The sequence below is a fragment of the Pseudomonas sp. Y5-11 genome, from assembly GCF_022368695.1.
In the GTDB taxonomy this organism is placed as follows: Bacteria; Pseudomonadota; Gammaproteobacteria; order Pseudomonadales; family Pseudomonadaceae; genus Aquipseudomonas; species Aquipseudomonas parakoreensis.
In genome coordinates this window covers 5,131,691-5,152,706 of the sequence record NZ_CP058974.1, presented here as the reverse complement: position 1 = coordinate 5,152,706, position 21,016 = coordinate 5,131,691, and the positions used below count along the sequence as shown (strand labels likewise).

Annotated in this window: 20 protein-coding genes and 2 pseudogenes; 11 read left to right on the top strand and 11 right to left on the bottom strand. The window is 59.9% G+C overall.

Translation table 11 applies throughout. The features are described 5' to 3' along the window. The first annotated feature begins 124 nt into the window (after positions 1-124). Together HXW87_RS22980 and HXW87_RS22975 are read left to right on the top strand one after the other, a co-directional pair. Complete coding sequence (locus HXW87_RS22980; protein ID WP_239777830.1) at positions 125-2,776, top strand: sensor histidine kinase KdpD; 2,652 nt, start codon at positions 125-127, stop codon at positions 2,774-2,776. Positions 2,777-2,824: 48 nt separating this feature from the next. Then, positions 2,825-3,523: a response regulator gene (locus HXW87_RS22975; protein ID WP_121186527.1), complete on the top strand. Its 699-nt coding sequence runs from the start codon at positions 2,825-2,827 to the stop codon at positions 3,521-3,523. Positions 3,524-3,664: 141 nt separating this feature from the next. Here the strand turns inward: HXW87_RS22975 and HXW87_RS22970 are convergent, their stop codons facing one another. After that, positions 3,665-4,702 (bottom strand): patatin-like phospholipase family protein, encoded by a 1,038-nt coding sequence (locus HXW87_RS22970; protein ID WP_047295500.1) that lies wholly within the window; start codon positions 4,700-4,702, stop codon positions 3,665-3,667. 216 nt (positions 4,703-4,918) lie between these two features. Here HXW87_RS22970 and HXW87_RS22965 point away from each other — a divergent pair, with 216 nt between their 5' ends. From HXW87_RS22965 to HXW87_RS22950, 4 genes and pseudogenes are all read left to right on the top strand, one after another. Further along, positions 4,919-5,197 (top strand): hypothetical protein, encoded by a 279-nt coding sequence (locus HXW87_RS22965; RefSeq protein WP_041069470.1) that lies wholly within the window; start codon positions 4,919-4,921, stop codon positions 5,195-5,197. Between the two features lie 79 nt (positions 5,198-5,276). Then, positions 5,277-6,041, top strand: coding sequence for a CHAD domain-containing protein (locus HXW87_RS22960; RefSeq protein WP_095668647.1), 765 nt, complete (start codon positions 5,277-5,279; stop codon positions 6,039-6,041). 18 nt (positions 6,042-6,059) lie between these two features. Continuing rightward, positions 6,060-6,152: pseudogene (locus HXW87_RS22955) on the top strand (metal-chelation protein CHAD); the annotation flags it as partial. A 222-nt stretch (positions 6,153-6,374) separates the two neighbouring features. Continuing rightward, entirely contained in the window at positions 6,375-7,169 is a 795-nt protein-coding gene (locus HXW87_RS22950) for an acyl-CoA thioesterase domain-containing protein (protein WP_041069476.1), read from the top strand. Between the two features lie 5 nt (positions 7,170-7,174). Here HXW87_RS22950 and HXW87_RS22945 read toward each other — a convergent pair whose 3' ends face one another. The 3 genes from HXW87_RS22945 to HXW87_RS22935 all read right to left on the bottom strand — a co-directional run bounded on the left by HXW87_RS22945 (position 7,175) and on the right by HXW87_RS22935 (position 10,226). After that, on the bottom strand, positions 7,175-7,540 hold the full coding sequence (locus tag HXW87_RS22945; RefSeq protein WP_047295495.1) for an Mpo1-like protein: 366 nt from the start codon (positions 7,538-7,540) through the stop codon (positions 7,175-7,177). 188 nt (positions 7,541-7,728) lie between these two features. After that, entirely contained in the window at positions 7,729-9,210 is a 1,482-nt protein-coding gene (locus HXW87_RS22940; protein ID WP_239777829.1) for a methyl-accepting chemotaxis protein, read from the bottom strand. 209 nt (positions 9,211-9,419) lie between these two features. After that, entirely contained in the window at positions 9,420-10,226 is an 807-nt protein-coding gene (locus tag HXW87_RS22935) for a TatD family hydrolase (protein ID WP_047295491.1), read from the bottom strand. 237 nt (positions 10,227-10,463) lie between these two features. Between HXW87_RS22935 and HXW87_RS22930 the strand changes: the two genes are divergently transcribed. From HXW87_RS22930 to HXW87_RS22920, 3 genes are all read left to right on the top strand, one after another. Continuing rightward, a complete protein-coding gene (locus HXW87_RS22930; protein WP_239777828.1) occupies positions 10,464-11,885 on the top strand; it encodes a transglycosylase SLT domain-containing protein in 1,422 nt (473 codons plus the stop codon). A gap of 108 nt (positions 11,886-11,993) precedes the next feature. Beyond that, entirely contained in the window at positions 11,994-12,428 is a 435-nt protein-coding gene (locus tag HXW87_RS22925; RefSeq protein WP_007964771.1) for a DoxX family protein, read from the top strand. A 249-nt stretch (positions 12,429-12,677) separates the two neighbouring features. After that, on the top strand, positions 12,678-12,986 hold the full coding sequence (locus HXW87_RS22920) for a hypothetical protein (RefSeq protein ID WP_003226820.1): 309 nt from the start codon (positions 12,678-12,680) through the stop codon (positions 12,984-12,986). 3 nt (positions 12,987-12,989) lie between these two features. Here HXW87_RS22920 and greB read toward each other — a convergent pair whose 3' ends face one another. The 3 genes from greB to HXW87_RS22905 are packed head-to-tail and all read right to left on the bottom strand — an operon-like array spanning position 12,990 to position 16,709. Beyond that, positions 12,990-13,487 carry a transcription elongation factor GreB gene (gene greB, locus HXW87_RS22915; protein ID WP_016770885.1) on the bottom strand — a complete coding sequence of 166 codons (498 nt, stop codon included), beginning with the start codon at positions 13,485-13,487 and terminating at the stop codon, positions 12,990-12,992. Positions 13,488-13,521: 34 nt separating this feature from the next. Beyond that, the gene (locus tag HXW87_RS22910; protein WP_239777827.1) at positions 13,522-16,026 is read right to left on the bottom strand and encodes an ABC transporter permease; all 2,505 of its coding nucleotides are present in this window, start codon (positions 16,024-16,026) and stop codon (positions 13,522-13,524) included. Then, positions 16,026-16,709, bottom strand: coding sequence for an ABC transporter ATP-binding protein (locus HXW87_RS22905; protein WP_041069503.1), 684 nt, complete (start codon positions 16,707-16,709; stop codon positions 16,026-16,028). Before HXW87_RS22905 ends, HXW87_RS22910 begins: the two co-directional genes overlap by 1 nt. A 10-nt stretch (positions 16,710-16,719) precedes the next feature. On the opposite strand from HXW87_RS22905, the gene HXW87_RS22900 reads away from it, so the two are divergent. Beyond that, entirely contained in the window at positions 16,720-17,325 is a 606-nt protein-coding gene (locus HXW87_RS22900) for an arylesterase (RefSeq protein ID WP_239777826.1), read from the top strand. Positions 17,326-17,445: 120 nt separating this feature from the next. Here the strand turns inward: HXW87_RS22900 and hxsC are convergent, their stop codons facing one another. The 4 genes from hxsC to hxsA2 are packed head-to-tail and all read right to left on the bottom strand — an operon-like array spanning position 17,446 to position 20,677. After that, complete coding sequence (gene hxsC / locus HXW87_RS22895) at positions 17,446-18,645, bottom strand: His-Xaa-Ser system radical SAM maturase HxsC (protein ID WP_239777825.1); 1,200 nt, start codon at positions 18,643-18,645, stop codon at positions 17,446-17,448. Further along, complete coding sequence (gene hxsB, locus HXW87_RS22890) at positions 18,639-20,096, bottom strand: His-Xaa-Ser system radical SAM maturase HxsB (RefSeq protein ID WP_239777824.1); 1,458 nt, start codon at positions 20,094-20,096, stop codon at positions 18,639-18,641. The genes hxsC and hxsB overlap by 7 nt, the downstream gene beginning before the upstream one ends. Beyond that, positions 20,089-20,391 carry a His-Xaa-Ser system protein HsxD gene (locus HXW87_RS22885; protein WP_239777823.1) on the bottom strand — a complete coding sequence of 101 codons (303 nt, stop codon included), beginning with the start codon at positions 20,389-20,391 and terminating at the stop codon, positions 20,089-20,091. The genes hxsB and HXW87_RS22885 overlap by 8 nt, the downstream gene beginning before the upstream one ends. A 1-nt stretch (position 20,392) precedes the next feature. Next, positions 20,393-20,677, bottom strand: coding sequence for a His-Xaa-Ser repeat protein HxsA2 (gene hxsA2, locus HXW87_RS22880; protein WP_239777822.1), 285 nt, complete (start codon positions 20,675-20,677; stop codon positions 20,393-20,395). 156 nt (positions 20,678-20,833) lie between these two features. Between hxsA2 and HXW87_RS22875 the strand changes: the two are divergent. Continuing rightward, a pseudogene (locus HXW87_RS22875) lies at positions 20,834-20,974 on the top strand (arylesterase); the annotation flags it as partial. Positions 20,975-21,016: the final 42 nt, after the last annotated feature.

The window sequence follows — 21,016 nt, the reverse complement described above, 5'->3', positions numbered from 1 at the left end:
GGCGGCGCGGCCATTCGCGAGCAAGCTCGCTCCCACAAGAGCAACACTGAACCTGTGGGAGCGAGCTTGCTCGCGAAGAGGCCGTAACTGGCAACGCATAAACATCTGACTGAAGAGATCAAGCATGAGCGACTCCGGCCGCGCCGACGCGCTGTTAGCAGACCTGCCCCGCGACGGCCGTGGTCGGCTGAAGATTTTCCTCGGCGCCGCTCCCGGCGTCGGCAAAACCTACGCCATGCTCCAGGCCGCACACACGCAATTGCGCCACGGCGTGAAAGTCATCGCTGGCGTCGTCGAAACCCACGGCCGCGCGGAGACTGAAGCGCTGCTCGGCGGTTTGCCGCAGCAGCCGTTGGTGCGCTCGGAATACCGAGGCGTGATGCTCGAAGAAATGGACCTCGACGGTCTGCTTGCGGCTAAGCCGAAACTGGTACTGGTGGACGAACTGGCGCACACCAACGCCCCGGGCAGTCGTCACGCCAAGCGCTGGCAGGATATTCAGGAACTGCTCGCCGCCGGCATCGACGTCTACACCACGGTCAACGTCCAGCACCTGGAAAGTCTCAACGATCAGGTGCGCGGCATCACCGGTGTGCAGGTGCGCGAAACCCTGCCGGACTGGGTGCTGCAGGAAGCCTATGAACTGCTGCTGATCGACCTGCCACCGCGCGAGCTGCTGGAGCGTCTGCGCGAAGGCAAGGTCTACGTGCCGGAACAGGCGCGGGCAGCAATCGATGCGTTTTTCACCCAGACCAACCTGACCGCGCTGCGTGAACTGGCGATGCAAACGGCGGCCGCGCAGGTTGATAACGATCTTGCGCAAGGCTATCGCCAACTCGGTCAGGCGGCTCCGGCGGTACGCGGGCGTTTGCTGGTCGGCGTTGATGGCGACGCGCATGCCGAACGCCTGGTGCGTCACGCCAGCCGCGTGGCCCAGCGTCGGCATTTGCCGTGGAGCCTGGTGCATGTCGACAACGGCACGGTGCGCGACGAGCAATCGCGCCTGCGCCTGCAGAATGCCCAGCAACTGGCCGAACGCCTCGGCGGCGAGGTGGTGTTGTTGCGCGCCGGCGAAGTGGCGAAAACCCTGATCCAGCATGCCGCCGAACGCCGTGCGAGTCTGCTGCTGGTCGGCCAGTCGCGGCCGAGTCTGCGCCGTCGTCTGTTCGGTGGTGGGCTCGCCGCGCGTTTGTTGCGTCAGGCCCACGGCCTGGAAATCAACGTCCTCGATAACGACCATGAACACCCGCAGCCGCGTCTGCGGGCGACGCCGACGCTGGTCTGGTTCGACTATCTGTTGGCGCTGGTTGCCACGCTGTTGGCCAGTGCCCTGGCGTGGGCGGTCTCGAGTATTTTGCCGCTGCCGAACATCTCGCTGGTGTTTCTCGCGGCGGTGCTGCTGGTGGCGGTGCGCAGCAGTCTGGGGCCGGCGCTGGCGTGTGCGGCGCTGTCGTTTCTGACCTACGATTTTCTGTTCATTCCGCCGAATTTTTCCTTCGCCATCCAGCGCGAAGAAGACGTTTTGACCTTGCTGTTCTTCCTGCTGATGGCGGCGCTCACCGGTAATCTCGCTGCGCGTCAGCGACGGCAGTTGCAGGCGCTGCGCGACACGCAGGAAGAGACCACCGAGCTGCTCGACCTGTCGCGCAAACTCACGGCGGCGACGGATCGTCAGGCCGTGATCAGCGCTGCCGCGCAGCACCTCAATGGCTGGAGTGATCTGCAATTGTGCCTGCTCAACCGCGACGGTCAGGGCGGCTGGAAAGTCGAGACCGGCGGGCCGCTGGAATTCAGCGAATCCGAACGTGCCGCCGCCGACTGGGCCTGGCAGCACGATCAACCGGCGGGCATGGGCACCGGCACGCTGCCATTCGGTCGCTGGTGGTGGTGGCCGCTGTCGGTGGAAGACGGGCCGCTGGCGCTGCTCGGGGTCTGCGCCAAAGAGGGCCAGACCTTGAGCGGGCAGCGTCGACGCCTGCTCACCGCATTGAGTCAGCCACTGGCGCAGGCACTGGCCCGGGCGCAACTGGCGGACGATCTGGAAGCCGCGCGCCTGCACGGCGAAACCGAGCAATTGCGCAGTGCGCTGCTGGCCTCGGTATCCCACGATCTGCGCACGCCGCTGACCGCCATGCGCGGCAGCATCGACAGCCTGCTGGCCCTCGGCGAAGCGATTCCACTGGAGGATCGCCGCGAGTTGCTCGAAGGCACACGCGATGAAGCCGAACGCCTCGATCGCTACATCCAGAACCTGCTGGACATGACCCGTCTGGGTCACGGTGCGTTGAAACTGGCACGCGACTGGGTGGCGCCGGCGGACATCGTCGGCAGCTCGCTCAATCGCCTGCGTGCAGTGCTCGCGCCGTTGCAGGTCAGCACCGATGTGCCGGCCGAGTTGCCGCTGCTGTTCGTGCATGCGGCGCTGATCGAGCAGGCGCTGGTCAATGTGCTGGAAAACGCTGCGCGCTTCTCGCCGCCACACGGTCGTTTGCAACTGAGCGCCGGCGCCAATGACGAGGAGATTTTCTTCTCGGTCAGCGACGAAGGCCCAGGAATTCCCGAGGACGAGCGGGCGAAGATTTTCGACATGTTCTACACCGCCGCCCGTGGCGATCGCGGCGGGCAGGGCACCGGTCTGGGGCTGGCGATCTGTCAGGGCATGGTCGGCGCGCATGGCGGGCGGATCAGCGTCGCCGACGGCATCGACGGCCGCGGCACTTGCATCACCCTGCACCTGCCGTTGCAGGCGCAACCGGGGATGGACCATGAAGCCTGATCGCGACTGCGCTACTCTCTTGCCAATCTTTTGTGTTGATGTGAATTCATGAGCCAGACCGCGACCATTTTGGTCATCGATGATGAACCGCAGATCCGCAAATTCCTGCGCATCAGCCTCGCCTCACAAGGCTACAAAGTGCTCGAGGCCGGCACGGGGGCCGAAGGCCTGGCACAGGCGGCGCTGAACAAGCCGGACTTGCTGGTGCTCGACCTCGGCCTGCCGGACATGGATGGCCAGCAGGTACTGCGCGAGTTTCGCGAGTGGGCCACCGCGCCGGTGCTGGTGCTCTCGGTACGGGCCAGCGAAGGGCAGAAAGTCCAGGCGCTGGATGGCGGCGCCAACGACTACGTGACCAAACCGTTCGGCATTCAGGAGTTTCTCGCCCGGGTCCGCGCGTTGTTGCGTCAGGCACCGGCCGGCGAGGCGCAACAGGCGGCGCTGACGTTCGGCCCGTTGACCGTGGATCTGGCCTATCGGCGGGTGTTGCTCGACGGCGCCGAAGTGGCGCTGACCCGCAAGGAATACGCGGTGCTGGCGCAGCTGGCACGGCATCCGGGGCGGGTGATCACCCAGCAGCAATTGCTCAAGGACATCTGGGGACCGACGCATACCGAGGACAGTCATTACCTGCGGATTGTCGTTGGGCATTTGCGCCAGAAGCTGGCGGATGATCCGACCCGGCCGCGGTTTATTGTCACTGAAGCTGGCGTTGGGTATCGGCTGATTAGTGATAACAGTCTGTAGGTTTCGGGTTGGCTGAGCTGACGCCTTCGCGGGCAAGCCCGCTCCCACAGTGGCCGGTGTGCTACACAAATCTCAATAACACCTTAAAACCCTGTGGGAGCTGGCTTGCCAGCGATGAGGCCCTGACAGCGAGCCGGGATTTCAGCCCTGCTCACTCTCATACCGATCCAGCGTATCCCGCGCAATCTCCCGCCCCAGCGCGATCAGTTCCGGCGCTTTGTAGAATTCGAAAAACCGGCACACGCGCTTCGGCACGTTGATCAGGATGTCCGGCGGATAGCCGGCGATCTTGTATTGCGCCAACGAGGTCTGCATCACCTCGAAACTCTGGTTGATCAAGTCCAGCAGTGACGCCGGTCCGACGTTGTCGATGATGAACGAACCGGTGGCGGATTTCGGCGCGCCTTCGCGCTCGGGGGCCGCTGCCGGTTGCTGACTTTCCGGTTCGCTGCCTTCCAGCCACGGGTTGATGTCCGCCGCCTCCGCACGCAGGGCTTCCTGTTCAAGCAGCAGCAATTGCTCGGCCTGTTTGCGGCGGAACGGCATCTTCGAACCCAGCGAACTGAGCAGGCTGTCAAAGCGCGAACGAAAGGCTGGCGGGCGCTGAATTACCGGCAATTTGTAATGCCGCTGGTTGGTGGCGTTGAGGTTGACCGCGATGATCAGGTCGCAGTGGCTGGACACCACCGGCACAATCGGTAACGGGTTGAGAATGCCGCCGTCCACCAGCATCCGATTGCCCTGCATCACCGGCGTGAACAGGCTGGGGATCGCCGCCGAGGCGCGCATCGCCTGATGCAGGCAGCCTTCCTGAAACCAGATTTCCTGCTGGTTGGTGAGGTCGGCGGCGACTGCGGTGTAGGGGATGCGCAGGTCTTCGATGTTGATTTCGCCGACGATCTTGCGGATCTGCCCGAAGACCTTTTCGCCGCGAATGGCCCCGAGACGAAAACTCACGTCCACCAGCCGCAGCACGTCCAGATAGTCGAGGGTTTCGATCCAGTTGCGGTACTGATCGAGCTTGCCTGCCGCATAGATTCCTCCGACCACCGCCCCCATCGAACAACCGGCAATGCAGGCAATGTCGTAACCGCGTCTTTCGATCTCTTCGATGACTCCGATATGGGCATAACCCCGGGCGCCACCGGAGCCCAGCACCAGTGCGACACGCTTTTTCATCAAGCTTCCTCCCCGACAAGGCTTCACAATGCACCCATCCGGGGGCGGGCGACAATCGTCAGGGTCGTTCGGGGCCGCAGGCGCGTCGTTTTTCGCTACGGCGTGACCACTCGGCGCTATGCTTTGGTCACCGCAGATTCATGGGGCGCCAAGGCACTTTTCCCGCGCCGTAACGTCTTACCTGCACGACTGTTGACCTATTTTGAGGTGTGAGTGATGAAAGCCTGGATCTGTGTGCCGTTGATTGCGCTGGCATTGGCCGGTTGCGCTGGCAAGACTGCTTATCGTGACAGCTGTGGCAGTCAGCTCGATGCGGCGTGGCATGAACTGGATCTGGCCAAGGCCGAAGGTTTTGCTGGCACGGTCAGTTACTCCAAGGCGCTGTCGTTGCTGACGGCGGCCAAGACTCAACAGCAATTCGAAGGCTTCGAAGGCTGCAGCAAAAAGGCCGAGAAAGCCCGTTTCTATATTCGCGAATCCCGCGCCGGACGCTAAGCTGCTGACTTGACGCAAGGATGCGCCTGCCTTCTGACGGCAGACTTATCCTTCAAGCCATGTGAATCAGGAGCAAGTGATGTCTGCGTTGGTTGACCGGTTGGTGGCTCATGTCCTGAGTCTGGAAGTGCGTTTGCTGGCCTGTCAGGCGCGCTTGACTGCGCGTACCGACCCCGAGGCGCTGCATGACTTGCGCACTACGGTACGGCGCTTGCGCAGCCTGCTTCGGCCTTTGCGCGGTTTGCCCGGGGTCGAGCAACTGGAAGGTGCGGCATCCGCGGTGGGGCAGTTGACCACGCCGTGGCGCGACCGCGAGGTGCTGGCGGCGTACCTGCTCAAGCATGATCAACCGCAAGCGGCGCAGCGGCGCATGGCGCAAATGGACGAAGCCTATCCAGCGTTGGCAGCCAGCGCCGAAGTGGCTTCGCTGCTGATCATCCTCGACGCTTTCCCGCGATTTTTGCGTGCCTCCGAGCGTCAGGGTCTGCTCAAGGGGCTGGGCAAACGCATCGAAAAACGCCTGCACAAACAATGGAAAAAACTCGACGAGGCCCTGCACGATCCGGCCCATGACCGGCATCGTCTGCGCTTGCTGATCAAGCGCGTGCGGTATGGCATCGAAGCCTATCCGGAACTGGATCGCCTGCCTGAGCCGGCGCTGGAGCGGCTGAAGTCGGCGCAGGGTGCGCTGGGCGACTGGCACGATTGCTGGCAGTGGCTGGCGCGGGCCGAGCAGGAAAGCGATCTGCAACCCTGCGTCGCGACCTGGCAGGCGGGCCTGATCAAGGCTGAAGCCAAGGCCGATCGCGTTCTGGAAAAACTCAGTTCAGCCTGCTTCAAATAACCTCGATATTACCCGGCNCCCTGCGTCGCGACCTGGCAGGCGGGCCTGATCAAGGCTGAAGCCAAGGCCGATCGCGTTCTGGAAAAACTCAGTTCAGCCTGCTTCAAATAACCTCGATATTACCCGGCCCCTGTAGGAGCTGCCGAAGGCTGCGATCTTTTGATTTTAAAAAACAAAGATCGCAGCCTTCGGCAGCTCCTACAGGGGGTTTTGTTTGAACGGGAAAATCGGGGTAAGGCCTTTCTGTCAGTCCATTTGACCGGAATAGACGCTGCGACGCTCTGCCATGCTGGTTAAGATCGCTGCATTCCTTTTTCGCTTGCCGAGGTTGTCATGCGCTTTTCCGATCTGCTCGAGGCGGTTCGTCGCCAGCCAGAAGTGACCATTCCCGCCGAGTGGGGTCAGGGCCGGGCCAGTTTTGGCGGCCTGGTCGCGGCGCTGCAATACGAAACCATGCGCGCGAAAGTGCCGGCCGAGCGCCCGGTGCGTTCATTGGCAATCACCTTTGTCGGCCCGGTTGAGCCGGACGTCCCGGTGCGTTTCGAAGTCGATGTGCTGCGTGAAGGCAAAGCGGTCAGTCAGGTGCTGGGGCGTGCGATGCAGAACGGTCAGGTGGTGACGATCGTGCAGGGCAGCTTCGGTGCTTCGCGGCCTTCGGAAGTCGCGGTCGAGGCCTACCCGGCGGTGGAAATGAAACACTGGGACGAATGCCAGGAGTTGCCCTATATCAAAGGTGTGACCCCGGAGTTCATGCGTCACTTGGCGATGCGCTGGAGTGTCGGCGGCATGCCGTTCACTGGCAATAAATCGCGGCAGATGGGCGGTTGGGTGCGCTTGCGTGGCGACGTCAAGGAAGAACCGGTCAATGAGGCGCATCTGCTGGCGCTGGTGGATGCCTGGCCTCCGGCACTGTTGCCGTATCTGAAGAAACCGGCACCGGGCAGTACGTTGACCTGGACCATTGAATTCGTGCAGCCGTTACGCGACTTGAGCACCCTGGACTGGTGCAAATACCTGGCGGATATCGAGTACGCTGCCGACGGTTACGGCCATGTGGCCGCCAAGCTGTGGAGCGCGGAGGGGGAGTTGATTGCCATGAGTCGCCAGACCGTGACGATTTTTGCCTGAGTCACTCAGTGCCGACGATGGCGCTCCCGCCAGGCGCGCCACCAGCCGCCACTGAGGAAAAACCGTGGAAAGGTCAGGAACTGCTCGACCAGCAAGCGCGACACGGCATCTTTGCGATCACTGAACGGCTCGGAGGCTTGCGCCTCCAGGCTGTGGCCATGGCGCTGCAAACCCAGCGCCGCGACAATCCCGATTACGCCGATGGCGACACTGGCCAGGCTCAGGCTGAACACTCCGGACACGATCAACAGAAATGCGACGATGAACAACGGCACGGCGATCAGGTGCAACACCAGATTGGTCGGGTGCTGGTGATTGTTCGGGTACGCGCGCCATTGCCACGCGGGAAGGTTGGGGTGACGTTTGCCCATGTTGACTACTCCTCGATCCATGTTGAACACATGCTTGAAGAATAGGCCGGGGCGGGTGGGGCGGCGAATCAAGGTTGGCTATTGGCATCATAGTAATGGTGAACAAAAAAAGATCGCAGCCTTCGGCAGCTCCCACATTGAAATGCGTATACCTGTAGGAGCTGCCGAAGGCTGCGATCTTTTGATCTTCAGAGTTTCAACTGCCCGATTGCCTTGTTGAGCTCCCCGGCCAACGTCGCCAACTCATTACTGGTGGTCGCCGAATCCACGGTCTGCTGCACGGTGTTTTCGGTCACATCACGAATGCTCACCACTGCCCGATTCATCTCTTCCGCCACTTGGCTCTGCTGCTCGGCCGCCACCGCAATCTGCGTGTTGCTCTCGCGCATCTGCGCCACGGCGCCAGTGATTTCCGCCAGCGCCTCGCCTGCCTCCTGTGCCTGCTGCACGCAGTCGTCGGCCTTGTACGAACTCTCCTGCATGAAGTCCACCGCATCGCGGGTGCCGGCCTGCAGCGCCGAGACCATGGTGGTGATTTCATCGGTGGAGGTCTGCACGCGTTTCGCCAGGTTGCGCACCTCATCGGCGACTACCGCAAAACCGCGGCCCATCTCGCCGGCACGGGCTGCTTCGATGGCGGCGTTCAGCGCCAGCAGGTTGGTTTGCTCGGCGATGCTGTGAATCACGCTGACCACGCCGTTGATCTTCTGGCTGTCTTCGGCCAGGCGCTGGATCATTTCGGCGGTCTGCTGCACGCCGCTGGAGAGTCCGGCAATCGATTGCTGTACACGACTGACCACTTGCTGACCGCTGCCGGCCAGACCATCGGCGGTCTGCGACAGATCGCGGGTGGCGCCGGCGTGCTGGGCGATGTGATAAACCGTGGCGGTCATTTCGTTGATTGCGGTGGCGGCCTGATCGGTTTCACTTTGCTGACCGAGCATGCCGTGGCGCACTTCGTTCATGCTCGCCGCCAGACGCGCGGCACCGACGTCGAGTTGCCGCGCGGTGTTGGCGACGGTGGTGACCACCCGTTGGTAACCGGCCTGCATCGCGTTGAACGCGTTGGCCATCTGCCCGACTTCGTCCTTGCACGCCAGCGGCACACGGGCCGAGAGGTCACCGCTTTTCTCCACGTGCAGCATCACGTCTTTCAATGTGTTGAGTTGGCTGAGCAGGAAGCGGATCAGCAATTGCGAAGCGCCGAGCATCGCGAGCATCAGGATGAACACTGCCACCGCGTAGTTGGCAAAACGTTCGCTGAACACTTGCGCCAGGCTTGGACCATAGGCAATGACTGCCACCTGCTGGACGTCGGCACGGCTGAACACTTCGGCGCCCATTAACGGGTTATTGCCGAACAATGGCAGGTGATTGATTTCGTTCCAGCCGTTGTTGTCACTGATCTCCAGCACCGGCTGATCGTTGAGGCGCGGCGCTTCCCCGCGTTTGAAGGTCAGAATCTGATCAGCCTTGGGCAATGCCTGCCCGGCCGGCCAGGCCTTGAGCAATTGTGCCTGGGCCTGGGCGGATGCCTGCGCTGCGTGGCTGCGCGCCTGCTGTTCCAGTTGCACGGCGTACAGCACCAGCAACAGGGTGGTGACGAAAGCGACCGCGTTGACCGCCCAGAATTTGTATTTCAGCGAGATATTGCTAAGCCAGGCACCCATGGAGGTCTTCTCTGATAGCGGAAACAGTTTTGGCAAGGTGCCAGCATTGTGCCGCTATGCAGATCTGCGGATCTTGATACACATCAAAAGAACGCATTCCCTCTGTGGGAGCGAGCCTGCTCGCGAAGAGGGCGTGTCAGCCAACACCCATGCCATCTGAACCACGGCTTTCGCGAGCAGGCTCGCTCCCACAGGAGAATTTCGGTGTGTCAGGGAAGGGCGGGAAGGTTGAAGAACGCACGGGCACACGCGGTGGTGTGCGCCGCCAGGTCTTCCTCGCTTTCGCCTCGGTGCAACGCCACTTCGCGCAATACTTCGGTCAGATACGCCGGCTCATTGCGGCCGTTCTTCGGCTTTGGCCGCAGGGTGCGGGGCAGCAGGTACGGCGCGTCGCTTTCGAGCATCAGTCGTCCGCGTTTGATCTCCTTGACCAGCGAGTGCAGGTGCGTGCCGCGGCGCTCGTCGCAGATCCAGCCGGTGATGCCGATGTGCAGATCCAGATCCAGGTAACTGAACAAGGCTTTCTGCTCGCCGGTAAAGCAGTGCACCACAGCGGCGGGCAGTTGATCACGAAAGTCCCGGAGGATTTCCAGCAGACGCTGGCTGGCATCGCGTTCGTGGAGAAACACCGGCAATTGCAGTTCTACCGCCAGCGCCAGATGTTCTTCGAGGACTTTTTCCTGTTGCGGGCGCGGCGAGAAATCACGGTTGAAATCCAGCCCGCATTCACCCACGGCGACCACGTTTGGCTCGTGCAGCAGACTGCGCAACCGGCGCGCGCTGTCAGCATTCCAGTCACTGGCCGAATGCGGGTGAATGCCGGCGGTGGCGAACAGCTGTTGGCCACCGTCATCCAGTTGCCGGCATAGCTCCAGCGCCTGTTCGCTACCTTCGACGCTGGTGCCGGTCAGTACCAGTTGGCAGACCCCGGCGGCGTAGGCGCGGTCGAGCACGGCCTGATGTTTTTCAGCAAAACCGGGATTGGTCAGGTTGACGCCGATATCGATGAGTTGCATGGTTCTACCTCGGGCCGAAGGCCGGAAAGCATACCAGAGCTGTAGATTTATAAGAAAAGCCAAGAACTACAAAGAGTTATAGCTGTCTTTTGATGCCGTGACAGAGCCCGGGTTGGCGGATAAGCCATCACTGTGCCAGTCTCTCGCACTTTGCCAGCGCTCCAGGCGCTCTGTTTTCGTCGGCGATTTCGACCGTTCAGCGGTTAAAAAACGCCCCGTATTCTTTCCGGAGAGTGGATGCATCGTGCCTCGGTTTTGCTCCTGTTGTGTGCGTCGCTGCTATTGCCGATAACGGCGGTTGCGCGCTTGCCCGGGCCACAGCAAGCCGTGCCGGCCGCCAAGGTCCGAGACCTGTCGGAGATACGCAGCAGCCGCGTATTGCGAGTGCTGGTCAACCAGAGTCGCAACAGCTCCGGAGAAGTCCAGGGCCAGGCCATCGGTGTCGAATACCATCGCCTGCGCGCCTTCGAGCAATACCTCAATGGCCACGCCCGCGACGGCCAGGAAGTCACTCTCAAGATCATTCCCAAAGCCAAGGATCAACTGCTCGGCGCGTTGCAACGCGGCGAAGGTGATCTGGTGGCGCCCGGCGAGCTGCTTGATCTGCAACCCGGCCACGCGGTGGCCAGCAGCGAGCCGATCGCCAGCAACGTGCCGCTGGTGCTGGTCGGGATCAAGGGCGAGCGCCGTTACACCAAGGTCGAGCAGCTTTCCGGCAAGACCCTGGCCTTGCCCACCGGCAGTGCGGCGGGGGACGCGGTCAGCCAGCTCAATCAGAAACTGGCGCTGCACAAACTGGCGCCGATCAAGATCGAATGGGTCGATCCGACGCTGGCGGTCGAGGACGTGCTGGAGATGGTGCAGGGCGGAATCTTCCACCTGACTATCGTTGAGCAACCGATCGCCGAGCGCTGGGGCAAGGTCCTGCCCAAGTTGCGTTTCGACCGGCAATTGATGATCAGTGAACCGGGTGAGGAGTACTGGTTCGTGCGTCGTGATGCCTCGATGCTGCGGGCGAGCATTGATCGCTTCCTCGGCGGCTACAAGAAACCGGCGAACGAGGATGCCGAATTTCTGCGGATCTATCGGCGCCTCTACCAAGTGCACTATCCGTTGGCCAAGGCTGACCGTCAGCGTCTGGAAAAACTGCGCCCGACGCTGCAAAAACACGCCGATGCGCAGAACATGGACTGGCTGAACCTGGCGGCGCTGGCCTTCAAGGAGTCGGCCCTGCAACCCGGCGCCCGCAGCGGCAGCGGCCCGACCGGGTTGATGCAGATCACCCCGTCCGCGGCACAGCGGGTCGGTGTGAACAACATCCAGAATCTCGATGCGAATGTGCAGGCCGGGGCCAAGTATCTGGCGATGATCCGTCGCAAGTTTTTCAACAGTCCGAAACTCAATGAGCGCGAGCGCATGGCGTTCACCCTGGCCGCTTACAACATCGGTCCGGAACGGGTGCAAGGCATGCGCGCCGAGGCTCGGCGGCGCGGGCTGAATCCCAACCAGTGGTTTTTTCAGGTCGAGCGCATCGCCATGGAGCAGGTGGGCATGGGCCCCGTCAGCTATGTTAATAGCGTGAACAAGTACTACCTGGCGTTCGACCGGGAGCGGGAGTCACTGGAGCCCCGGGAACAGAAAGTCGCCTCACGTAAATGATCAAATAATTTGATTGTTATGGCGGAATAATTGCGCTTTTAACATGAATTTAACTGATTAATATAGCGGCCAATCCCAACACACTTCTCGCAAAACAAGGAATGCCCCATGAGCTCACTGATCAACAAGGTTCTGTTCACCCGCGCCGGTTACGGCCTGACCATTCTGCGTATCGCGGTCGGCGTGATCTTCGCCGCCCACGGTTCGCAAAAACTCTTTGGTCTGTTTGGCGGTTACGGTCTGGCGGGCACCGCGCAGTACATGGACAGCATCGGTCTGCACCCGGGTTACCTGATGGCCACATTGGCCGGCGGTACTGAGTTTTTTGCCGGTCTGGCGTTGATCATCGGCCTGCTGGTGCGCCCGGCGGCGCTGGGCCTGACCTTCCTGTCGCTGGTGGCGATCTTCACCGTGCACATCAGCAATGGTCTGTTCATGGCCAACAACGGTTACGAGTTTGCCCTGGCGCTGCTCGGTGGCAGCCTCGCGGTGATGATCGAGGGCGCCGGCAAGCTGTCGGTGGATCGCGCCATCGCCGGTTGAGCGCTCTGGATCAAGCAAAAGGCCCGCATTGTGCGGGCCTTTTTTTGTTGTGGCTGATTCTTGACACTCATCGGTCACGTTCTCTAGGATGTTGCACATGCGCCGATTTAAACAGCTACTTGCGGGGCGCCAGGTGACTCAGACAGTTGCCGTCAGAAGCCGGAACAGGGCTTCGAAATACCGCTAAAGCGCTGGTTCGGTGTTGCCTCTCACCTGCCATGCAGACTTTTGAGGCAGAGACACGACACGATGAATGCACTACGCCCTCCAGCACGTCCCGCGCCGATCACGGCACATATCACCCAACGCAATCCAAAAATCCTGCTTGGCGGCAAACACCAGCCGACGCTGTTGCGTTATCTGGATGGCTGGCCACGTCGCAGCGGCGGTCCTGCCGCGTTCCTGATCCAGTTCGTTGAAGACGGCGAGTCGCTGGCGCGCTTTGCCAGTGACAGTTTTGACCTCGCCGTGATTCAGGCGCCGAGCGCTGAAGACGCGCCAGAAATGATCAAGCAACTGACCCGCGTTGCGCGGCAGGGACTGATCACGCGCCGCTGAGCGTTACGGATACTCGATCGCCACGATATAGACAAACTGCTCACCGGTTGGCGTCTGCACCCGAACCTCGGCGTCCAGCGCCTTGCCGATCAAGGCACGAGCCAGCGGTGAGTCAATGCTGATCAGACCCAGTTTCAGATCCAGTTCATCCGGGCCGACGATACGGTAGCGCGACTGCTTGCCGTCTTCGTCCTCGATGGTCACCCAGGCACCGAAGTACACCTTGTTCGGATCGCTGGGTTTTTCGCTGACGACCTTCAGTGCTTCGAGTCGCTTGGTGAGAAAACGCACGCGGCTGTCGATCTCGCGCAGCATTTTCTTGCCGTAGGTGTACTCGGCGTTTTCCGAACGATCACCCTGCGCCGCTGCCTCGCTGACTGCCTGCGTCACTTGCGGGCGGCGCACATGCCACAGTTCATGGAATTCGGCGCGCATCCGCGCTTCACCTTCAGGGGTGATCAGCGCGGTGCCGGCGGTGCGGGGAGGGCGATAACGGCTCATGGCAACTTCTTTTGGTGACGAAGGCAGGAGTCTATCAACCCTCGCGCAAGACTGTCAGCGGACTCGCATTCAGTGCTCGACGCGTGCCGAACACGCCGGCACCGCCAATCAGTGCGGCGCCAATCAATGGCAGCACCAGCAGCCATGGATGCGGATGCCATGGCAGATCGAAGGCAAAGCGATACAACACCAGGCTCACCACTTCCGAACCGATGGCCGCCAGCAAACCGCTGACCGCACCGAGCAAGCCGAACTCGATCCGCCGGGCCTTGACCAGCAATTGCCGCTGCGCCCCCAGCGCACGTAACAGCGCGCCTTGGCGAATGCGTTCATCCAGGGTTGCCTGCAAGCCAGAGAACAGCACCGCCATCCCCGCCGCCAGCACAAATAACAACACGTATTCCACCGCCAGGGTGACCTGAGCGAGGATGCTGCGCAGTTGTTCGAGCAAGGCTTCGACCTGAAGGATGGTCACCGCCGGGAATGCCCGTGACAGTTCGACAATCTGCTGATCGTGACCGGGTGCCAGATAGAAACTGGTCAGGTAAGTCGCCGGCAGATCCCTCAGGGTGCCGGGCTGGAAGATCATGAAGAAGTTCGGCTGGAAATTGTCCCAATTGATTTCGCGCAGACTGGTGACCCTGGCTTCACGATTGACCCCGCCCACGCTGAACACCATGCGATCGCCGAGTTTGAGCTTGAGGCTTTCGGCGACTTTGCCTTCCACCGACACGCCCGGTATGTCTTCCGAGGGTTGCCCGGTCCACCACACACCGGCGGTGAGCGTGTTGCCGGCCGGCAAATCGGCGGCCCAGGTCAGGCTCAAGTCGCGTTGCACTGCACGGTCGCCGGCGGAATCCTTGCTGACGATCTGCTGCACCGGTTCGCCGTTGATGCTGATCAGCCGTCCTGGCACCACTGGGTATAACGGTGCCGCTTGAGCCGAGACTTTGATCAGGTGGTCGGTGAAGGCTTGTTTGTCCGCGGGCAGGATGTTCAGGGCAAAGTAATTCGGTGCGTTCTTCGGCAACTGGTTTTGCCAGGTGTCGAGCAGCTCGCCGCGAAGCAGAGCGATCAATGCCATCGACAACAGGATCAGACCGAACGCCAGCGCTTGCCCGGCCGCCGCCAGCGGATGACGCAACAACTGCCCCAGACCGAGGCGCCACGGCAGCGGCGCACGGGCGAGCATCCGTCGCAGGCTGTTGAGCAGCAACAACAGCAAACCACCCAATACCAGCGCCGCGATTACACCGCCGCCCAGCAGGGCGAAAGTCAGCAACAGATCCAGACTCAGCCGCCACATGATCAGACCCAGTGCGCCCAGTGCCGCGCCGTAGACCATCCAGGTACTTGACGGAATCGGCAGCATGTCACGGCGCAGCACGCGCAGTGGAGGCACCCGACCCAGCGCGGCAAGCGGTGGCAGGGCGAAACCGGCCAGTGCGACCAGTCCCGTACCGATGCCGGCCATTGCCGGAAACAGGCCGCCCGGCGGGACATCTGCCGGCAGCAGATCATGCAGCAGGGCAAACAGCCCCAGTTGTGCCAGCCAGCCAAGCACCGCGCCACTGAGGGCGGCGAACAAACCCAGTACGCTCAGTTGAATACTGAACAACAGCATGGTTTCTCGACGCGACAAACCGAGGCAGCGCAGCAAGGCACTGGCGTCGAAGCGACGACTGGCAAAGCGGTTTGCAGACAGCGCCACGGCCACGCCGGCCAGCAATACCGCGACCAGACTCGCCATGTTCAGGTAGCGCTCGGCCTTGCCCAGTGCGCCGCCAATCTGCCGGTTGCCGTCGCGCGCATCCTGAATGCGCTGATTGGCGGCCAGGCCCGGTTTGAGCAATTGCCGATAGGTTTCCAGCGCCTGCGGTTCGCCGCGCCACAGCTCGCGGTAGCTGACGCGGCTGCCGGGCTGTACCACGCCGGTGGCGGCAAGGTCGTCGAGGTTGATCATCACCCGAGGCGTCAAGCTGTAGAAATTGCCGGCGCGATCCGGTTCGTAGGTCAGCACGCGGGTCAGTTTCAGCGTTTTCATGCCGACGTCGATGCTGTCGCCGATTTTCAGATCCAGGGCGGTCAGCAAACGTGCCTCGACCCACGCTTCACCGGGTTGCGGTTCGCCGCCGGTTGTCTCGGCGGCAAACGGCGCCGGGGCACTTTTCAGTTCGCCGCGCAGTGGATAAGCGCGGTCGACGGCTTTGATGCTCGATAACTGAATGCCGTTGTCGGTGGCGACGACACTGGAAAACTCCACGACCCGTGCATGATTCAAACGCAGCTCGGTGCCGCTGCGAATCTGTTCGTCGCGGGCCGGCGAACTGCCTTCGAGGACCAGGTCGGCGCCAAGGAACTCGGTGGCGCGCAGCATCATCGCGCCGTTGAGACGGGCGCCGAAGTAGCCGATGGCGGTACTCGCGGCCACCGCCACCAGCAGGGCGAAGAACAACACGCGAAGTTCGCCGGCGCGAGCATCGCGCAGCAATTGGCGAAGGGCGAGACTGAACAGACGCAAGAGCGGCAGACGTGCCATCAAGGCTCCAGAGGGGCGACCAGCAGCCCGGCTTCAAGTCGAATCAGGCGCCGGCAGCGATGGGCCAGGCGTTCGTCGTGGGTCACCAGTACCAGCGTGGTGCCGCGTTCCTTGTTCAGTTCGAACAGCAAGTCGCTGATGCGCTCGCCGGTGTGGCTGTCGAGGTTGCCGGTGGGTTCGTCGGCGAACAGCACGTCGGGCTCGGCAGCGAAGGCGCGGGCAATAGCCACGCGCTGCTGTTCGCCGCCGGAGAGCTGGCGCGGCGAGTGCGTCAGGCGCTGGCCGAGGCCGACGCGCTGCAACAATTCAGTGGCGCGCTCACGGGCGTCCTTGCGGCCATCGAGTTCCAGCGGCAGCATGACGTTTTCCAGGGCGTTGAGGCTGTCGAGCAACTGGAACGACTGAAAGACGAAGCCTACGTGCTCGGCACGGATGCGCGCGCGCTGGTCCTCGTCGAGACTGCTCAGGCCCTGGCCGGCGAGAATGACTTCGCCGCTGCTCGGCAAATCGAGACCGGCGAGCAGGCCGAGCAGGGTGGATTTGCCGGAACCGGACGCGCCGACGATGGCCAGGCTGTCGCCCTGGTTCAGTTCCAGGCTGAGTTCGTGCAGGATAGTCAGTTCACCTTCCGCGCTGGGAACCACTTTGCTGAGGTTCTTCGCGGTGAGAATGCTTGCGCCCATGGAGAATCCGATGCGTGTGTGGTTTTTGAGTGCTGGCCTGGCCTTGATGTGCATGGCCCAGAACGCAGCGGCGGGTACTGTCCTGATCGTTGGCGATAGTATCAGCGCCGGTTTCGGACTGGATACCCGCCTGGGGTGGGTATCGCTGCTCGAGCAACGGCTCAAGGCTGAAGGTTTTGACGACAAAGTGGTCAACGCCTCTACCAGCGGTGACACCAGTGCCGGAGGCCAGGCGCGCCTGCCGGCGCTGCTTGCAGAGCATAAGCCGGAACTGGTGATCCTCGAACTGGGCGGCAATGACGGCCTGCGCGGAATGCCGCCAACGCAATTGCAACAAAACCTTGCGGCAATGATCGACAGCTCGCGCCAGACCGGTGCCAAGGTGCTCCTGCTCGGCATGCAATTGCCGCCCAACTACGGCAAGCGTTACACCGATGCCTTTGCCCAGGTCTATGGCAAACTTGCGGACGAGAAAAACATCCCGCTGGTACCGTTTTTCCTCGAAGGCGTGGGCGGGCACCCCGAGCTGATGCAGGCCGATGGTCTGCACCCGGCAGTCGGGGCTCAGGGCAAGTTGCTGGAAAATGTCTGGCCGACGCTAAAACCCTTGCTTTGAATTGGCCGTGCGGAGGCTTCCGAAGGGGGTGAGCTGTTTGCTGTATCCAAACTTGATCCCTGACGCGAAAAAGCCTCCGCNGGGGCTCAGGGCAAGTTGCTGGAAAATGTCTGGCCGACGCTAAAACCCTTGCTTTGAATTGGCCGTGCGGAGGCTTCCGAAGGGGGTGAGCTGTTTGCTGTATCCAAACTTGATCCCTGACGCGAAAAAGCCTCCGCATTCGCTTTGCCTTCGGCAGGTCAGGCATTCCGGCGCAAACTCATTTTTCCAGTCGCTGATTGATTTTCGGTAATGCGGAAGAATGTCTGGGTTAACCAGACACAACTGATGGTTGTAGACCGAAACGTTCATTCCATATTTGGTAAGAATCTGTACCGATTTGCTGAGAATGTCTTTGTATTCAATGGGGTCAATCCAAAGCTCATCAAGATTGGCGCGGGTAAACCCCATCATTTCAAGCCCCATCAACGCAACCTGATCGACGAACAAGAGATTGCGCGCAATGAACTCACATAGCTGAGGAAGCCGCTGGATCGACAATTTGTGCAAGACGACCCGAATCTCAACCTTCTGCCCCAAGCGTTTCAGGTTCAGAATGCCCTGAATGGTTTCGTCGAAAGCACCTTGAGCTTGCACGATATAGTCATGAAGGGTTGGATCATCTGAATAGACGGGAATCCCGACCATTGCATCAGGTAGCCCTATTTCCGCATATTTTTCAGCAAACCTTGAGTCTCTGAAGCTTCTTCCATTCGAAAGGATATGAATGGCGGTTCTTGGTAGGTAGCTTTTCGTCAGGCTGACAATTTTGAGAAAACGCTCCCTATTGGTCGTTGGCTCGCCACCAGTGAATCCTAGCTCGCGGGTTTCTTTTGGGATCAACGGGATCAAGCTTTCGATTTCATCGAGTATCCATGAGTCATCGACTGCTTTGGGCGGCTGTGAGCACATGAGGCAATAGTTGTTGCACTGCTCAGTTAGCAGAATGCTGTTGTTCGGCGACGAAGCCCGAAACAGAACCCGTATGCTTTGACGATCAGCAGAAAGCCGGACAATGTCATTGTTATCAATGTAATCGTAGTCATTCGGCAGAATCGAGTAGTCGGAATCCAGCGGGAGTTCTTTAGCCAAATCCTGATGCTGCTCAGTCAGAAGATAATGCGCAAATCCCACGGGGAGAGGGTGTCCGCTAACCAAGTAAGCCATTTCTCTTCGCAGGATCTGGGGAAGGTCCCTGTTTGTGGAAACCTTGATTAGCGTGAGGTCCTTGGAAATATCAACTGCTTGGATGCGGATTATTTTGCCACTGAGCTTTAGCATCGATTGGCCCACCCCATGAAAATCCGTTTTGTGCCTTCGTCGTTTTCCATCAACTCAATGAGGTGCTTAAAGATCGCCATGTTTCGCTTACAAAAGGAGGATTCTGGCTTTCTTCCTACCGGATCCTTGTGCATGGCGTGATGGTAAACAGGTTCTGAGCCGCAGAAGGGTTCAAATGCGCAGTCTGAGCACATGGGCGAACTCAGTGTGAAGGAATCTTCCAAGGCATCTAAGAGTTGATCCGATAGGATGATCTCCTCATAGGATTGTTCCAGAATATTACCTAATCTGAAGGTGTGGTCGCCCATTTCAGCGAGCATGCGACTCTCATCTGAAGCATAAACGGAGCCATCATAATTGAAGACGATGGCAGCAATTCCAGCCCCTGCGGGGTTCATCAGATCAACGAATCCGGGGTCTGTAGATGTGAGCATTTTTGCCAGCACAAGCGATGAGTACTGCTCCACAAATCGTATGCCGGACTTGTTCAGCTTGATGATGTATTCAAGACCTTCTTTGTAAAAGTCTAGCCAGCGCTCAGTATCATACGACAGGAATTTCTTGGTCTTGATTGCGAAGCCATACGGCGAGAGAGTTCGGAGAAATATCCCATCAAAGCCGAGGCGCAGGTACTCATCAATGATGGCTCTGACGTGGGGTAGGCTCTTGTCGGTGGTCGTCATCAGAGCAGACACTTGATCGTACCCAAGTGCTGCGCGTGCTTTTGTTAACCCTTCTTCGAAACGCTGGTGACTGTCCCGCCCAGGGCGCGGGCGATTGGCATTGTGGAGATTCATCGGTCCGTCGAGGGAGGATGAAAGGACAATGTGGTGCTGCTTGCAGAAAACAAGCATTTCATCTGTTAACAGCGAAAGCGTGGTTGCAATCACGAACTGAAGGTCACGGCCCTCTTTGAGGTTCCGTTTTTCAGCCTCAAGGACAATGTATTTCACCATTTCAAAATTCAGCAGGGGTTCCCCGCCCTGAAACTCAATTTTGATCGCCGGATTCGGTGACATGAAAACGAAATCCAATGACCGATCAGCCATCTCTGAGGTCATGTCGAATTCATCTCTGCTTTCCGATTGCCGTGAGACTTGGCAGTAGGGGCAGCTATGGTCACATCGAAGGGTTACGACAAAGATATGCAGATTGGTGAACTGAGCGAGCCTGGACAAGCGGGTGCGTATCTTGAGAGCGAGTAGCTGGAGAGGCGCCTCCTCTTCTGGAAAGCGAATGAACTGCTTCGAACGGAGCGTTGGGATCAGCTCTGAAGTAAGTGGCAGCGTTCTGCTGATCAGCGGTTCGAGTACAGGCATTGGCAGGATGTGGTACTCGCCCGCCATATTGGTAATGACGTATTCGCAGTCATTTAAACGGTCGAATTTGAATGGCAGCAGCTCGTAAGGGCGTTGCTGAGCATAGAAATCCAGCTTCTGAAATTTACTCACTGATCAGTCCGGTTTTCGAGAAAGCCAGCCCAAGAATCAGGTTTTTGATGGGCAACGTTTCAATATTCAACTGGTAGCGCAGTTGGTAGTCGATCACGTCTTTCTTGAATTCTTGGACAGCGAGTAGAAATGAAGGCTCTTCGACGCCGATATTCGAGGACAAAACGCAGCTAAATTTTCCATCAGCGCACGCGATATCAACCGTCAGCGAGCTCATCGCCCGATAAGCAGCGTTTTGCAGAACTTGCGCTTCGTAAAGCTGCTGGTCAAATACGAGCGTCGTTTCCTGCTTCATGTCAGGAGCCAGAATGATGGGAGCTATGTGAACTGTGCGACGAGTGGGAGCTGTGAGAGCTGTGGTAGGCCATGAATTGACCTTGGTCTCCGCGTTTCAGCACAAATGTGAACAGATCGTTGCCGCCGCGTACCGAAAGGTTTTCGCTCTGAGAAGGCGACTGGGTTGCGATTGTTTGTTCAATGGCGGGGACGGTGATCTGGTGAGGTGCTGATGCTGAGGCATGCTCTGTAGAAATTGCTGCTGCCAGAGTCGCCATAGGTACCAGAAAGGAGCGATTTTTCATTATTGGATTTCCTTATCAGGGGTGGGGTTACTCGCTGAGTCTCTCCGTCCGATGAGCGTGATGTCAATGTGGAATTAACTTGGCTGAGCGTTCCGCAGTAAAAATCCGACAGACGTAACAAGGAATGTAGGTTTTCAGGCTAATACATCTATGAATAGTCTCCCGCAGGTGCCATTTTTCCTCGAAGGCGTGGGTGGGCATCCCGAGCTGATGCAGGCCGATGGTCTGCACCCGGCAGTCGGGGCTCAGGGCAAGTTGCTGGAAAATGTCTGGCCGACGCTAAAACCGCTGTTATGAGGCTTTTCTAGTGGCAGGCTTTCGGCTAATGTGGCGCCCCCT